Origin of the sequence: Mycolicibacter kumamotonensis, from assembly GCF_002086285.1 — a bacterium.
Lineage (GTDB): Bacteria > Actinomycetota > Actinomycetes > Mycobacteriales > Mycobacteriaceae > Mycobacterium > Mycobacterium kumamotonense.
On record NZ_MVHU01000004.1, the window covers coordinates 176,522 to 191,471 of the forward strand.

Annotated in this window: 10 protein-coding genes and 1 pseudogene; 10 read left to right on the plus strand and 1 reads right to left on the minus strand. The window is 70.2% G+C overall.

The window, feature by feature from the left end; translation table 11 throughout:
* The first annotated feature begins 112 nt into the window (after positions 1-112).
* Genes infC through BST28_RS04845 form a run of 4 tightly spaced genes read left to right on the plus strand, consistent with a single transcriptional unit; the run spans position 113 to position 2,260 of the window.
* Positions 113-787, plus strand: a complete 675-nt coding sequence (gene infC / locus BST28_RS04830; protein ID WP_080575603.1) for a translation initiation factor IF-3 — start codon at positions 113-115, stop codon at positions 785-787.
* 24 nt (positions 788-811) lie between these two features.
* Positions 812-1,006, plus strand: coding sequence for a 50S ribosomal protein L35 (gene rpmI / locus BST28_RS04835; RefSeq protein ID WP_019735129.1), 195 nt, complete (start codon positions 812-814; stop codon positions 1,004-1,006).
* A gap of 52 nt (positions 1,007-1,058) precedes the next feature.
* Positions 1,059-1,448 (plus strand): 50S ribosomal protein L20, encoded by a 390-nt coding sequence (gene rplT / locus BST28_RS04840; protein ID WP_065288712.1) that lies wholly within the window; start codon positions 1,059-1,061, stop codon positions 1,446-1,448.
* A 20-nt stretch (positions 1,449-1,468) separates the two neighbouring features.
* Entirely contained in the window at positions 1,469-2,260 is a 792-nt protein-coding gene (locus BST28_RS04845; protein WP_083080160.1) for a TrmH family RNA methyltransferase, read from the plus strand.
* Here the strand turns inward: BST28_RS04845 and BST28_RS04850 are convergent.
* Positions 2,257-3,354: an oxygenase MpaB family protein gene (locus BST28_RS04850; protein WP_083080161.1), complete on the minus strand. Its 1,098-nt coding sequence runs from the start codon at positions 3,352-3,354 to the stop codon at positions 2,257-2,259. The two genes, BST28_RS04845 and BST28_RS04850, sit on opposite strands and share 4 nt — an antisense overlap.
* Positions 3,355-3,512: 158 nt before the next feature.
* On the opposite strand from BST28_RS04850, the gene BST28_RS04855 reads away from it, so the two are divergent.
* From BST28_RS04855 to BST28_RS04890, 6 genes and pseudogenes are all read left to right on the plus strand, one after another.
* Positions 3,513-4,418, plus strand: coding sequence for an adenylate/guanylate cyclase domain-containing protein (locus BST28_RS04855; RefSeq protein ID WP_083080163.1), 906 nt, complete (start codon positions 3,513-3,515; stop codon positions 4,416-4,418).
* 140 nt (positions 4,419-4,558) lie between these two features.
* A complete protein-coding gene (locus BST28_RS25035; protein ID WP_165758051.1) occupies positions 4,559-8,590 on the plus strand; it encodes a PGRS repeat-containing protein in 4,032 nt (1,343 codons plus the stop codon).
* A gap of 111 nt (positions 8,591-8,701) precedes the next feature.
* Positions 8,702-9,754, plus strand: a complete 1,053-nt coding sequence (gene pheS, locus BST28_RS04875) for a phenylalanine--tRNA ligase subunit alpha (RefSeq protein WP_019738222.1) — start codon at positions 8,702-8,704, stop codon at positions 9,752-9,754.
* Complete coding sequence (gene pheT, locus BST28_RS04880) at positions 9,754-12,243, plus strand: phenylalanine--tRNA ligase subunit beta (protein ID WP_083080164.1); 2,490 nt, start codon at positions 9,754-9,756, stop codon at positions 12,241-12,243. Before pheS ends, pheT begins: the two co-directional genes overlap by 1 nt.
* Before the next feature lie 214 nt (positions 12,244-12,457).
* Positions 12,458-12,823, plus strand: a pseudogene (locus tag BST28_RS04885) (FAD-dependent oxidoreductase); the annotation flags it as partial.
* 80 nt (positions 12,824-12,903) lie between these two features.
* Complete coding sequence (locus BST28_RS04890) at positions 12,904-14,469, plus strand: site-specific integrase (RefSeq protein WP_109560639.1); 1,566 nt, start codon at positions 12,904-12,906, stop codon at positions 14,467-14,469.
* Positions 14,470-14,950 lie beyond the last annotated feature (481 nt).

The window sequence follows — 14,950 nt, forward strand, 5'->3', positions numbered from 1 at the left end:
CGCCTGCTCTGCGCCCTGCGCAGGCGGCCTCGATAGCATCGGAGCCGCGATCGGTCGGTATCGGGCCCTGCTTCGTGCAGGGCTTTTTTGCTGGTGGGTGGTTCTTCCGCCGCTGCGTCCGGACGAGCACTGCGGCGGCCGCGACCGAAAGACTACCCAGGGAGGTCCCATCAGCACTGAGATCCGCGTCAACGAGCGCATTCGCGTACCTGAGGTCCGTTTGATCGGCCCGGGAGGGGAGCAGGTAGGCATCGTGCGCATCGAAGATGCGCTTCGCGTCGCCGCGGATGCCGATCTCGACCTTGTCGAAGTAGCCCCGACCGCCAAACCGCCGGTTTGCAAGATCATGGACTACGGCAAGTACAAGTACGAGGCGGCCCAAAAGGAGCGCGAGTCTCGCAAGAACCAGCAGCAGACCGTCGTCAAGGAACAGAAGCTGCGTCCCAAGATCGACGACCACGACTACGCGACGAAGAAGGGCCACGTGGTCCGCTTCCTCGAAGCCGGGGCGAAGGTCAAGGTGACGATCATGTTCCGCGGGCGTGAGCAGTCCCGGCCGGAGCTGGGCTACCGCCTGCTGCAGCGGCTGGGCGCCGATGTCGCCGAGTACGGCTTCGTCGAGACCTCCGCCAAGCAGGACGGGCGCAACATGACGATGGTGCTGGCTCCGCACCGCGGCGCGAAAACCCGGGCCAAGGCGGCCGAGCAGGCCGGCGCGGGCGCGGTTCCGCCCGCACCCGCCCCGCAGACCCCGACGGACGCGGCCGAGCCCAAACCCGACAACTGACCACGACACCAGAACTGAGGAAACATGCCCAAGGCGAAAACCCACAGTGGCGCCGCAAAGCGGTTCCGTCGCACCGGCACCGGCAAGATCGTGCGGCAGAAGGCCAACCGTCGCCACCTGCTTGAGCACAAGCCGAGCACCCGCACCCGCCGCCTGGCCGGGCGTACCGAGGTTGCTGCCAGCGACACCAAGCGCGTCAAGGCGATGCTGAACGGCTGACGGCCGCTCGCAACGCAAATCCCTTACGTCCCAACGAGAGTAGGAACACCCCATGGCACGCGTGAAGCGGGCGGTCAATGCCCAGAAGAAGCGTCGCACGATCCTGAAGGCCTCGAAAGGCTACCGTGGCCAGCGGTCACGCCTGTACCGCAAGGCCAAAGAGCAGCAGCTGCACTCGCTGACCTACGCCTACCGTGACCGCCGGGCCCGCAAGGGTGACTTCCGCAAGCTGTGGATCACCCGGATCAACGCGGCGGCCCGCGCCAACGACATCACCTACAACCGCCTGATCCAGGGCCTCAAGGCCGCCGGTGTCGAGGTGGACCGCAAGAACCTCGCCGAGATCGCCGTCAGCGACCCGGCCGCGTTCACCGCGCTGGTCGAGGTCGCCAAGGCCGCGCTGCCCGAGGATGTCAACGCGCCTTCCGGCGAGGCCGCCTGACCCTGCCGGGTCTTTCTGGGATGCTGACCGAACGTTCGGCCCGCGTGGTCGCGGCGGTCAAGCTGCACCGGCACGCCGCCAGGAAGCGCGAGCAGCGCTTCCTGGCGGAGGGCCCCAATCTGATCGAGGCCGCGAACCGCCGCGGCCTGCTCGTCGAGGTGTTCGCCACCGAGGCGGCGGCGCAGCGCCACGGCGAGCTGCTGTCCGCGGCGTCCGCCCCGGTGCACGTGGTCACCGACCGGGCGGCAAAAGCGTTGTCGGACACCGTCACCCCGGCTGGGCTGGTCGCGGTGTGCGCGCAGCCGGAGCCGGACCTGAAGGCCTTGCTGGCCGTTGCACCGAAGCTGGTGGCGGTGGCGGTGGGGATCGGCGAGCCGGGCAACGCCGGCACCCTGATCCGCATCGCCGACGCCACCGGCGCCGGCCTGGTGGTGTTGACCGGCAACAGCGTCGATCCCTACAACGGCAAGTGCCTGCGCGCCTCGGCGGGCAGCATCTTCCACGTGCCGGTGGTGGTGGCCGCCGACACCGATGCCGTGCTGACGGCGTTGGGAGAGGCGGGGCTACAGGTGCTGGCAACGGCGTTGGACGGCGAGCTGTGCCTCGACGACGCCGATCCGGTGCTGAGCGCGCCCACCGCCTGGCTGTTCGGCCCGGAAGCCCAGGGCCTGCCGGCCGCCGCCGCAGCCACCGCGGACCATCGGGTGCGGATCCCCATGTCTGGCGGCGCGGAAAGTCTGAATGTGGCTGCGGCAGCAGCGATCTGCCTGTACCAGAGCGCGCGGGCGCAGCGCGGCGCCGCCGGCGGCTAGGCGGCTTTGGGCCGTGGCCGTGGCCGCGGCGGCCGCACCCCGGCCAGCGAGAAGGTGCTGTGCACCAGCGATCCGGCCCGCTCGATCAGGCTCATTCTCCGCGGCGGGATGTAGTGCATCCCGGTGCCGCGACGGTCCTTGGGCGGCGCCGTGTGCCACGGTGCTTCCTCCAGCGGCGCGTCGGCGGGAATCTTGCCCTGCTCGCGCCGGTAGCCGGCCAGCGCGCGTGGATGCAGCCGGATCTCCTCGGGAACGAACGTGAACGCCAGCTGGCTGACCTTGCCGAGCAGCCGGAACAGCACCTCGTCGCCCTCCGACCAGCGCAGACCGGCCTTTTCGCGTACCACCGGCTCGAACAGCCCGGCGGCGACCCAGCGCTGGGCGGCCAGCGCGGGCTTGAACAGCTGGTCCCACACCGGTGTGGGCATCATGACGAACCACGGCTTGGGGATGCGCATGTCCAAGATGCCCTGCGCGGCCGGCGTCATCTCCAGCTCTTCCTGGCAGACCCGGTCCCAGTACTCGCAGAACTCGTCCCAGGATTTCGGCACCGGGCGCATGCTCATGCCGTACATCCGGTACCACTGCACGTGCTCGTCGAAGAGCTGGTGCTTCTCGGCCTCGGTCAGTCCGCCGCAGAAGTATTCGGCCAGCTTAATGATCAGCATGAAGAACGTGGCGTGCGCCCAATAGAACGTCTCGGGGTCCAGTGCGTGATAGCGCCGGCCCTGCGCGTCGGTTCCCTTGATGTCACGGTGCCAGTCGCGGATCGCGGCGCCGGTCTGCTGGGCGCGGGCACCGTCATAGACCACGCCCATGATCGGATAGACCGATCGGGTGACCCGCTGCAGCGGCTCACGCCACAGGCTGGAGTGCTCCTCCACACCGGCGCCCAGGCCGGGGTACATGTTCTCGATGGTGCCGATCCACATGCCCATCACCCCGGTGCGGATGTCACCGAAGTACTTCCAGGTCAGCGAGTCGGAGTTCAAGGGCTCGACAGCCGGGGCGGGTTTGGGCGAGATCTTCGAGGCGGCACTCTGCTCCGCGGGCACGGACGCCCGCTTGGCGGACGTGGTCGATGTGACGGTCATCACGTCTCCTGTCTGGCGAACCTGAGCATCACCATAAGTGTGACAACGCGTGTTGTCTACATTATCGCGGGCGCGTCGCGCGGAGATCGCCGACCGTGGCGTGTACCACGTACCTGAGCCGTTGCCGGGCGCCGCGAACGCCACCTACGCTGAGCCGTATGGACCTCGAGCCGGTCGGTCGGCAGGCTGGCGAGCTCGAGGAGGTGGTGGAGATACCGGAAAAGACCCGCGCTCATCGCCGCCGTTCGTTCTCCCTCGATGAGGCAGCGGCCTGGTTGAACCGCACGACCAACGACGTACGGGTGGTCGACCTGGTCCGGCGCGTCCGTCGTGTGCTGCCGGGTGACCCCGAGTTCGGCGACCCGCTGTCCACCGCCGGTGACGGGGGACCGCAGGCCGCCGCGCGGGCGGCCGACCGTCTGATGGGCGACCGGTCCGCGGCGTCGCGTGAGGTCAGCCTGGGGGCGCTGCAGATCTGGCAGGCGCTGACCGAACGGATGTCACGTGCGCCGGCCAACGCCGAGTCGACACTGGTCTTCACCGACCTGGTCGGCTTCTCCACGTGGTCGTTGCGGTCCGGCGACGACGCCACCCTCACCCTGCTGCGCCGGGTGTCGCAGGCGGTGGAACCGCCGCTGCTGGATGCCGGTGGCCGCATCGTCAAACGGATGGGCGACGGGATCATGGCGGTGTTCCGCGATCCGCTGGTCGCGGTGAGCGCGGTGCTGGAGGCCGATGAGGCCATCGGCGGCGTCGAGGTCAACGGCTTCACCCCGCGAATGCGAACCGGCGTCCACACCGGCCGGCCGCAGCGGCTGGCCGACGACTGGCTCGGCGTGGACGTTAACATCGCCGCCCGGGTCATGGAGCGCGCGGTCAAGGGCGGCATCGTGGTGTCCGGGGCGACGCTGGAGCGCATCGACCCCGCCGACCTCGACGAATTGGGCGTGACGGCCAAGCGAGTCCGCCGACAGGTGCTGTCGGCCAAGACCAGTGGTGTGCCCGCCGATCTGATGATGTACCGGCTCAAGGCGGTTCACCGCGAACCTCCCGCCGCCAAGTAATCGCCCGTCGCGGGCGCCTTTCTGCGGCAATCGATTTCTGCAGTCGAGTGGAGGAACCCCGTTCCTTGGAATAGTCTGCGTGAACAACCCATCTTTTTGAACAGTTCTACAGGTCGCCTTCAGCGCAGAAGCGGGGAATCATGTCAGGTCGGGAGCGGGGGCAGGACCACGCCCGTCGAGCAGGTAAGCGGTTGGCCGGTGCAGGCAGCACGGTGGCGGCGTTCCTGGCTTTCGGCATGGCTCCGCTGACCACGGCCCCCACGGCGCACGCCGACCTGGACTTCGACTGGCTGACCGACCTGTTCGCGCCGGCCTCGGACTCGACGGTCGGATGGGACAGCAGCGGCTGGGACATCAGCTCCTGGTTCGACTCCCCGGCTGACCCCGGCCTCGCGGTCGACACCAGCGCATTCGACCTCTCCGCGCTGTTCAACACGTTCTTCTACCAGCCGCTGTACACATCCATCGACGCCTGGATCGACAACCCGTCCAACGCGTGGTTCGTCGACATGGTCAACGACTGGGCTCCGGCGGGCCAGATCTACCTGGGTGATGGCGCTGATGGCACTGCGGAGCACGCCAACGGGTTTGACGGCGGCATTTGGTTCGGCTCCGGTGGCGCCGGCTACGCCGGTGAGGACGGTGTCGAGCCCGGCGACGGCGGTTCGGCCGGGCTGTTCGGCAACGGCGGGGCCGGCGGTGCCGGCTGGGATGGACAGGCCGGCGGTGATGGTGGTGCCGGCGGCAGCATTATGGGCATCGGTGGTGCCGGTGGTGCCGGTGGCATCGGCGGAAACGGCGGTGACGGCGGCGCTGCCATGGGCTGGCTGTTCGGGATCGGCGGCGCCGGCGGTGCCGGCGGCGCGGGCGACACGGGTGCGGACGGCGCGCCCGGCACCTGGGCCGACGGCGGCGTCGGCGGCAATGGCGGTGACGGCGCGGTCGGCGGCACCGGCGGCAAGGGCGGCAACGCCAGCGGTTCCCTGTTCGGCACGGGCGGTGCGGGCGGTAAGGGCGGCGCCGGCGGGACGGGCGGCCAGGGCGGTGCCGGCGCAGCCGGCGACGCCGAGCACCTCGACGGCGGCACCGGCGGCAACGGTGGCGCGGGCGGTGCCGGGGGAGCCGGCGGTGAGGGCGGCAAGGGCGGCACGCTCGGCAGCGCGGGCGCAACCGGCGAGGACAGCACGATCAACGGCGACGGCGGCAAGGGCGGTACCGGCGGCGCCGGCGCCGACGCCACCGCGGACCACGCCGCGGGCGACGGTGGCACCGGTGGCGCCGGCGGCAGCGGCGGTGACGCCGGTAACGGTGGCGCGGGTGGCACCGGTGGCGTAGGCGGTAACGGTGACGCCACTCACGGTGCCGGTACCGGTGGTAACGGCGGCGCCGGTGGTGACGGCGGCAAGATCGGCAACGGCGGAACCGGTGGTACGGGTGGTGCCGGTGGGATCGGTGGCACCAACGGCAGCACGGCGGGCGGCGACGCGGCCGTCGGTGGCCAGGGCGGTGTCGGCGGCAAGGGCGGCGCGAGCGGCACCGATGCGGGCAATGCCGGCAACGGCGGTGTCGGCGGTGTCGGCGGCGCCGGGCACGACGGGATCAAGGGCACGAACGGCGGCCCGGGCACAGCGGGCGTCAACAACGGCAATGGCGGCAATGGCAATCAAGGCGGCAATGGCTTCGACGGCGGTCAGGGCGGCCAGGGCGGAGCGGCCGGGGAACTGCGGAACGACACCGGAAACGCAGGCACCTCCGGCGACGGGGGTGCCGGCGGCGCCGGCGGTGCGGTCGGCGCGGGGGGCGATGGCGGTAACGGGGCCGATGGCACCTGGGACAACGGCGGCGATGGTAACGGCGGCAACGGCGGCCAGGCCGGCGCCAACGGCGCCGAGGCCGGCAACGGTGGCGCCGGCGGCGCGGCCGGCGGTGCCGACGCGAACAACGGTACCGGCGGCGCCCACGGCAGCCTCGCGCCCTCCGAGGCCAGCAAGGGCGGTAACGGCGGTAACGGGGCTGCGGGCACCGCGGAGCACGTCGACGGCGGCGATGGCGGCACCGGCGGAAACGGTGCCTACGGCGGCGATGGCGGCACCGGCGGCAACGGTGGCGACGCATTCGCCGGCAGCAATGGCAAGGGCGGCGACGGCGGCAACGGCGGTAACGGCGCCAACAGCGCCGAAGGCGAGGGCGCCAAGCCGAGCAACGGCGGCAACGGCGGCGACGGTGGCGCCGGGGGCAAGGGCGCCGGCACCGGCACCGGCGGTCAGGGCGGTGACGGCGGAAACGGCGGCAACGGCGGGACCGGGGTGACCGGCAGCTTTGAAAACGGCGGCACCGGTAATGGCGGCGATGGCTTCAACGGTGGCAATGGCGGTGCCGGTGGCGCCGGCGGCGCATCCGAGTCGGGCACCAACGGCAACGGTGGTGACGGCGGCGATGCCGGCGTGGGCGGCAACGGCGGAGATGGTGCAAAAGGCCAATGGGATGAACAGGGCCAGTATGGCTCTGGCTCAGGCGGCAAGGGCGGCGAAGCCGGCAACAACGGCTCCGCGGGCGAGGGCGGCGCCGCGGGTACCGGCGGTGCCGACAGCACCGCCGGCAAAGCAGGTAGCGCTGGAAACGCGAACGGCCCATCCGATACCACGCCACTTCCGCAGGGCGGTAAGGGTGGAGATGGTGCGGACGGTAGCCCCACCCACTGGAACGGCGGTGCTGGCGGCGACGGCGGTGCTGGCGGCGTCCGTGGCACCGGCGGCACCGGCGGCAATGGTGGCGATGCCTACAGTGACCCCGACACCGGCATCGACAGGGCAACCACCGGCGGCAACGGCGGCGTCGGCGGCAACGGCGGCGCCGGCGGCACAGAACAGGGCAACGGCGGCGTTGGCGGCAATGGCGGTAACGGCGGGATAGGCAGCCAGTACGGCGGCACCGGCGGCGCCGGCGGTGCCGGCGGCGCGGCCACCGCGGATGGTGCCGGTGGTGGCAAGGGCGGTGACGGCGGTGTAGGCGGTACCGCAACCGGTTGGAAGTCCGACGGCGGCTGGGGTATCGACGGGTTCAGCAACAAGTTCGCCGCCGGCACCATCCTGGGCGTTTCCGGCGCCGGTGGAAACGGCGGTGCCGGTGGCACCGCGATCACCGGCACCGGCGGCACCGGCGGCAACGGTGGCGACGGTGGCTCTGCCGCCAGCGACGCCGGGACCCGGGTCATCTGGGGTGGCGCCGGCGGCAACGGCGGCGCCGGTGGCGCGTCCACCGTCCCGGCCGACGACGGCGACGGCGATGGCGAAGGCGACGGTGGTAGCGGTGACGGCGGCAACGGTGAAACCGCCGCTCCCACCGTCGAATCCGGCAACGGCGGCGAAGGCGGCAAGGGCGGCGACGGCGGCGTAGGGACCATCACCGCCGGCAGCGGCGGCAACGGGGGTGCCGGCGGCGCCAGTGATGACGGCACGGGCGGCAAGGGTGGCGACGGCGGCGCTGGCGCGCAAGCCACCGGCTGGAACGACTCCAACGGAGACCTAGCCGGCAAGGGCCAGATCCTCGCCTTCAGCGGCAGCGGTGGCAACGGCGGCGCCGGCGGTAACGGCGAGACCGGCGGAGCCGGTGGCGAAGGCGGCGAAGGGGCCGACGGCCTGGGCGGAGCCAATATGTTCAGCTCCGGCGGAACCGGCGGTAATGGTGGCGCCGGAGGTACTGGCACGACCGACATCGGCGGCAAGGGCGGCAAGGGCGGCGACGGCGGCGACGCCACCTGGCGTGCCCACAACGGCGGTAACGGCGGCGCGGGCGGCAACAGCACCACCGGCGACGGCGGCGACGGCGGCGCCGGCGGCCAGGGCGGCAAGCTGCTCTCTGGCGGCGGCACCGCTCCGACCAACGGCCAGGCGGCCATCGTCGGCAACGGCGGCAACGGCGGCAACGGCGGCAGCAGCACCGACAAGGACGACCCGGGCAACGGCGGCAACGGCGGCCAGGGCGGCAACGGCGGTGACGGCACCGGCAGCATCAAGGGCGGCACCGGTGGAACCGGCGGCACCGGCGGCAGCTCCGGCTCCGAGAAGGCCGAAACGCCCGAAAAGCCGACCGCTCCGACCGGCACCACCGGTGGCGAAGGCACCGCCGGCACCGACGGCGCCGTACCCAAGCCCGCCGACGACGAGAGCTGACCCACCGGCCGACAGCCCCGCACACCGCGTGCGGGGCTGTCGCCGTTAGGCCGATAAGATCGACGCTTGCGTCTCAGCCAAAGTCACAGCAAGCAATGGGAGTCTCGTCGCGTGGGCGAACAACCGGTCGACCCGTCCGTCGTCTCCGACGCGACCCTGAATTCGGCGCTGCAGGCAGCGCAGGGCGCCTTTGACGCCGCCGCCGACCTGGACGCGCTGGCGCACGCCAAAACCGAGCACCTCGGTGACAAGGCGCCGCTGGCCCTGGCCCGCCAAGCACTGGCCAAACTCGACAAGGCCGACCGCGCCGACGCCGGCAAGCGCGTCAACGCCGCCCGCACGCAAGCCCAGCGCGCCTACGACGAGCGGCTGGCGGTCCTGCGCGCCGAACGCGACGCCGCCGTGCTGGCCGCCGAAAGCATCGACGTCACGCTGCCCTCGGCGCGCCAACCCGTCGGCGCCCGGCACCCCATCACCATGCTGGCCGAACACGTCGCCGACACCTTCGTCGCGATGGGCTGGGAGCTGGTCGAAGGCCCGGAGGTCGAAGCCGAGCACTTCAACTTCGACGCGCTGAACTTCCCCGTCGACCACCCGGCGCGCAGCGACCAGGACACCTTCCACATCGCCCCGCCGGGATCGCGCCGACTGCTGCGCACCCACACCTCCCCGGTGCAGATCCGCGCCCTGCTGGCCCGCGAACTGCCGGTCTACGTCGTCTCGATCGGACGCACCTTCCGCACCGACGAACTCGACGCCACCCACACCCCGGTGTTCCACCAGGTCGAGGGGCTGGCGGTGGACCGAGGCCTGACCATGGCGCATCTGCGCGGCACCCTGGACGCCTTCGCACAGTCGGAGTTCGGCCCGGGCGCGCGCACCCGCATCCGGCCGCACTTCTTCCCGTTCACCGAGCCCTCGGCGGAGGTCGACATCTGGTTCGAGGGCAAAAAGGGCGGGCCCGGCTGGGTCGAGTGGGGGGGCTGCGGGATGGTGCACCCGAATGTGCTGCGCGCGGTGGGCATCGACCCGGACGAGTACTCCGGATTTGCGTTCGGCATGGGGCTGGAGCGAACCCTGCAGTTCCGCAACGGAATTCCCGATATGCGTGACATGGTCGAGGGTGATGTGCGGTTCTCCCTGCCGTTCGGGGTGGGTGCCTGATGCGTATTCCCTACAGCTGGCTGCGCGAGACCCTGACCGCGGGCGCGCCGGGCTTCGACCTGTCCGCCGGGGCGTTGGAGCAGGCGCTGCTGCGGGTGGGCCACGAGGTCGAGGCCGTGCACACCCTGGGGCCGGTCACCGGGCCGCTGAAAGTCGGCCGGGTCGCGCAGATCGAGGAACTCACCGAGTTCAAGAAGCCGATCCGGGCCTGCCGCGTCGACGTCGGGGAACCCGAGCCGCGTGACATCGTCTGCGGCGCCACCAATTTCGCCGTCGGCGACCTCGTGGTGGTGGCACTGCCCGGCGCGGTGCTGCCCGGCGACTTCGCCATCGCCACCCGCAAGACCTACGGCCGCACCAGCGACGGGATGATCTGCTCGGCATCCGAAATACGATTGAGCACAGATCATTCCGGCATCCTCGTGCTGCCGGAGGGCACGGCCGAGCCGGGTGCCGACGCCACCGAGGTGCTGGGCCTCGACGACGTGGTCTACGAGCTGGCCATCACCCCCGACCGCGGCTACTGCATGTCGGTGCGCGGCCTGGCACGTGATCTGGCAAGTGCGCTGGATCTGGACTTCGTCGACCCCGCTGTGGTGCCCGCCCTGCCCGCCGAGGGCCAGGCGTGGCCGCTGAGCGTGCAACCGGATACCGGGGTGCGCCGCTTCGCGCTGCGCGGGGTCACCGGGATCGACCCGGCGGCGGTGTCGCCGTGGTGGCTGCAGCGCCGCCTGCTGCTCTGCGGTATCCGGGCGATCTCCCCGGCCGTCGACGCCACCAACTACGTGATGCTCGAACTCGGCCACCCGATGCACGCCCACGACCGGGCGCGGATCACCGGCGGATTCGACGTCCGCTTCGCCCGCCCCGGCGAGACCGTCACCACATTGGACGACATCGAACGCAAGCTGGAACCCGTCGACGTGCTGATCGTCGACGACGTCGCCACCGCCGCGATCGGCGGCGTGATGGGCTCGGGCAGCACCGAGATGCGTGACGACTCAACCGATGTGCTGCTGGAGGCCGCGATCTGGGATCCCGCGGCGGTATCGCGGACCGCACGGCGGCTGCACCTGCCCAGTGAGGCGGCCCGACGCTACGAACGGTCCGTGGACCCGGCCATCTCGGTGGCTGTGCTGGACCGCTGCGCGGCACTGCTGGCCGAGATCGCCGGGGGAGTCGTCGAACCCACCCTGACCGATTGGCGGGGCGATCCCCCGGTGTCCGACTGGTCGCAGCCGGCGATCCAGATCGCCGCGGACCTGCCGGATCGCGTCGCCGGGGTGAGCTACCCCGAGGGCACCACCGCACGGCGGCTGACCCAGATCGGCTGCGCGGTCTTGGCCGCGGGAGGCACCCTGACCGTCACCCCGCCGAGCTGGCGCCCGGACCTGCGTCAGCCCGCCGACCTGGTCGAGGAGGTGCTGCGGCTCGAAGGGCTGGAATCCATTCCCTCGGTGCTGCCTGCGGCGCCGGCCGGGCGGGGACTGACCGACGTGCAGCGACGCCGCCGCGCGATCGGCAAGTCGCTGGCGCTGGCCGGCTACGTCGAGGTGCTCACCACACCGTTTCTGCCCGCCGGGGTGTTCGACACCTGGGGGCTGGCCGGCGACGACCCGCGCCGCACCACGGTGTCGGTGCTCAACCCCCTGGAGGCCGACCGGCCGGCACTGGCCAGCACACTGCTGCCCGGCCTGCTGGAAGCTTTGGGGCGCAACGTGTCCCGTGGTATCAGCGACGTCGCATTGTTCTCGATCGCCCAGGTGGTGCAACCGGCTCAACCGGCCGGCGGCGCCGGTATCCCCGCCGTCGCGGTGGATCGTCGTCCCACCGACGCCGAGATCGCCGGCATCGACGCCGCCCTGCCTCACCAGCCGCAGCACATCGCGGTGGCACTGACCGGGCTGGCCGAACCCCGCGGCCCGTGGGGGCCGGGCCGGGCCGTCGAGGCCGCCGACGCGATCGAAGCCGCCCGCATCATCGCCCGCGCCAGCGGGGTGGAGGTCACCCTGCGCTCCGGGGCGTATCTGCCGTGGCATCCGGGGCGCTGCGCCGAAGTGCTGATCGGCGAGACCCTGATCGGCCACGCCGGACAGCTGCACCCGGCCGTCATCGAACGTGCCGGGCTGCCCAAGGGCACCTGCGCGGTCGAGCTGAACCTGGACGCCGTCCCGATCACGCGGTCCCTCCCTGCGCCGCGGGTGTCGCCGTTCCCCGCGGTGTTCCAGGACCTCGCGCTGGTGGTCGATGAGAAGGTCACCGCCGCGTCGGTGGCCGATGCGGTGCGCGAGGGCGCCGGGGAGCTGCTGGAGAACATCGCGCTGTTCGACGTCTACACCGGCCCGCAGGTCGGTGAGGGCCGCAAGTCGCTGGCGTTCGCGCTGCGCTTCCGGGCCGCGGACCGCACCCTGACCGAGGACGAGGCCAGTGCGGCCCGCGATGCGGCGGTGGCCTGCGCCGCCGAGCGCGTCGGTGCCGTCCTGCGGTAGCCAGCTTCTCTCGCCGAGGGTGCGTGTTAGCGCACGACACGCCGGGTCCGGGCGTACAACTGCGCACGCTCACGGTGGCGTAGCGCTGCAGTCCGTGTTGGGATGAAACGGCAACGGCAGACGGCGTCGGGCTGCTGCGGTCCTTCCGTTGTTCGTCATCACCACCGCCCGCAGAGCGACACCGCTCGTTCTTCCCGGAAGGGGACTCGCCCAGATGACCGAAACCTATGACGTCGTGGTACTCGGGGCCGGACCCGTCGGCGAGAACGTCGCCGACCGCGCCCGGGCCGCCGGACTGACCGTGGCGATCGTCGAACGCGAACTCGTCGGCGGCGAATGTTCCTACTGGGCTTGTGTTCCCAGCAAGGCACTGCTGCGCCCGGTGCTGGCGCTCGGCGATGCCCGCCGGGTGGCCGGTGCACGAGAAGCGGTCACCGGCGCACTCGATGCCGGTGAGGTGTTCCGCCGCCGCAACGGCTTCGTCGGCGATTGGGATGACACCGGCCAAGCGGACTGGGTCGCCGGGATCGGAGCCACCCTGGTGCGCGGCCACGGACGCCTGGATGGGCCACGACGGGTCGCCGCCGAACTTCCGTAGGAAGTAGGTATGTGCGGGCGTGTCGCGCCCGATGGACTTTTGATCCGGTTTACGGTGCAGTCATGCTGTCCGCCGCCGCTCCAGCAAAGACGTGGACAGTGCTGACAACCAGTAACGCGGGTACCTGGCCGTCCGGGTATTCGGATGTGCTGGATGACTGCAGCGCGGTGGACGGACGTGATCATCCACCGGGGCTCGTGACGGGTACGCCGATCCTGCTGTCGAGTAACGGCGAACTCGATGAGTGGCTGGTGCTCTATTTCACTTCGTGCCCGAAGTTCACCTCCTTGGACTTGTCGTCCCGAAAAACGTACGCACTCGAGATCGCAAAGTGGTGCGGCTTTCTTGGAGGTCAGGACGATCCGCTGACCTGGCTGGAAGCAACGGAAGACGACTTCATCGACTACAAGATCCGCCGAACTGATCACCTGCAGTTCGCTGATTCGGTGACGGGCGCAACGTGGAACAAGGCGGTCTTCGCGCTCAGGGGTTTGTACGACTGGGCCGTGAGCCGCAAGGTACTGATCACACCGAATGGCCCTGTGATTGAGGCGAGTCCAGTGCCCGGCGGGCACGGTGCCACAAGGGTGCCCGGGGTAAGGGCCAACGCAGCGTTCGTGCGCAAGGACAGGGACCGGTGGATCGTCCCCGGCACCTACCGGCTGTGGCGTGACGTTGGCTTACGTGGCCGCGGTGTTGAACGGATCGGTGCGAGCCAGTGGCGAGCGGCTGGCGACGACGAGTCGTGTCGCGCCCGCAATTCACTGCGCAACACGGCATTCACCGACTTCGTCTATTCAACCGGTCTGCGCGTGCAGGAAGCAGGCGCGCTGCTGCTGGCGGAACTGCCATCAGCGGACGCGATTGAGGCGAAGTTGCCGGCAGCGATCGCCAAGTACAGCAAGGCGCGGATGTGGTACGCGGCGCCCACTGTAATGCAGACATTGCGCAGCTACATGACTGTCGCCCGGGCCGCAGCCGTCCGCCGGGCAATACGGGAGGGCCGCTACGACGCGATCGAGGACATCATCTGGGTAACGGAGGTCCGGCGCTCTCGCAAGGGAACGTTCGAAGCCGTCCGAGACGACGGCGCTGTGATGTCGCTGAACACTCTGAAGCCAGCTCTGCGCCGCCGCCTGTTCTGGCTCCGCGACGGTCGCCCGGAACCGATGGCGTTGTGGCTCAGCGAAGGTGGAACCCCGTTTCATCACGAGTCGTGGATCGGGGTTTTCGATGCGGCCAACGAGCGGCTTTGGTCAGCAGTTGAAGCCACCGGCGGGGCGGCCAGTGACGAGTTGACCGTGACGCCGCATTGCCTTCGTTTCAGTTTCGCGCTGGCGCTGGCAGTTCAACTGCATCAGCGGCTCGACGCCGCGCACGGGTGGGACGAGAGCATCGCCTACGGGGATGGGTCTCGCTACGACGAGGTCTTCCGCACGGTGAAGGACGTTTTGGGTCACAGGTCGGTGGAGACGACGCGGAATACCTATATGCCGCGGGTGCAACGGCTGCGTTTCGACCGGCTGTTCGGCCTCCCGAATGCCCAGATGGCCACCACGAGCGATCTGGTGTCAGCCCTGGCGCGCGACCTTGTTGAGATTCGCGATTTAACCGGGTCCGGCGCATGACGGCAAGTTCGCGCCGAGAGTCAGCTGACGGCGTTGTCACGCGCCGCGAGGATCCGCAAGTGGTGGTCGCCTCCCTTCCAGGGGCGTATGCGCCTACTGTCATTGATCTTCGGGAGTGGCCGTGTGATGCGCGTCTCCGGGTTCAATTCGCCGATGCCGTCGAGGCCCTTACGGGAGTGAACGGAGTTTGGAAGAGTGCCCAATCGGCACGGCAAAATCGGGACAGGACGAAATATTTTGCGAGGTGCGGCGAACACGATGTGCGCGACCTGGACCAGTTGAGCCCGGACCGGTGGAACGACTACCTGCTGCACTTGGCGGCGAAGGGAACCAAGAGCAATACCCAGCACAGGCAATTGGTCACGGTGCGGCAGGTGCTTCGTCGGTATCCACGTCGACTTCACGAGCCTGTCACGAATTCTGTGTAAGTCAGAGATGATTTGACTACGAGTTGTAGTCTAGCACAACGGGATTCGACCGG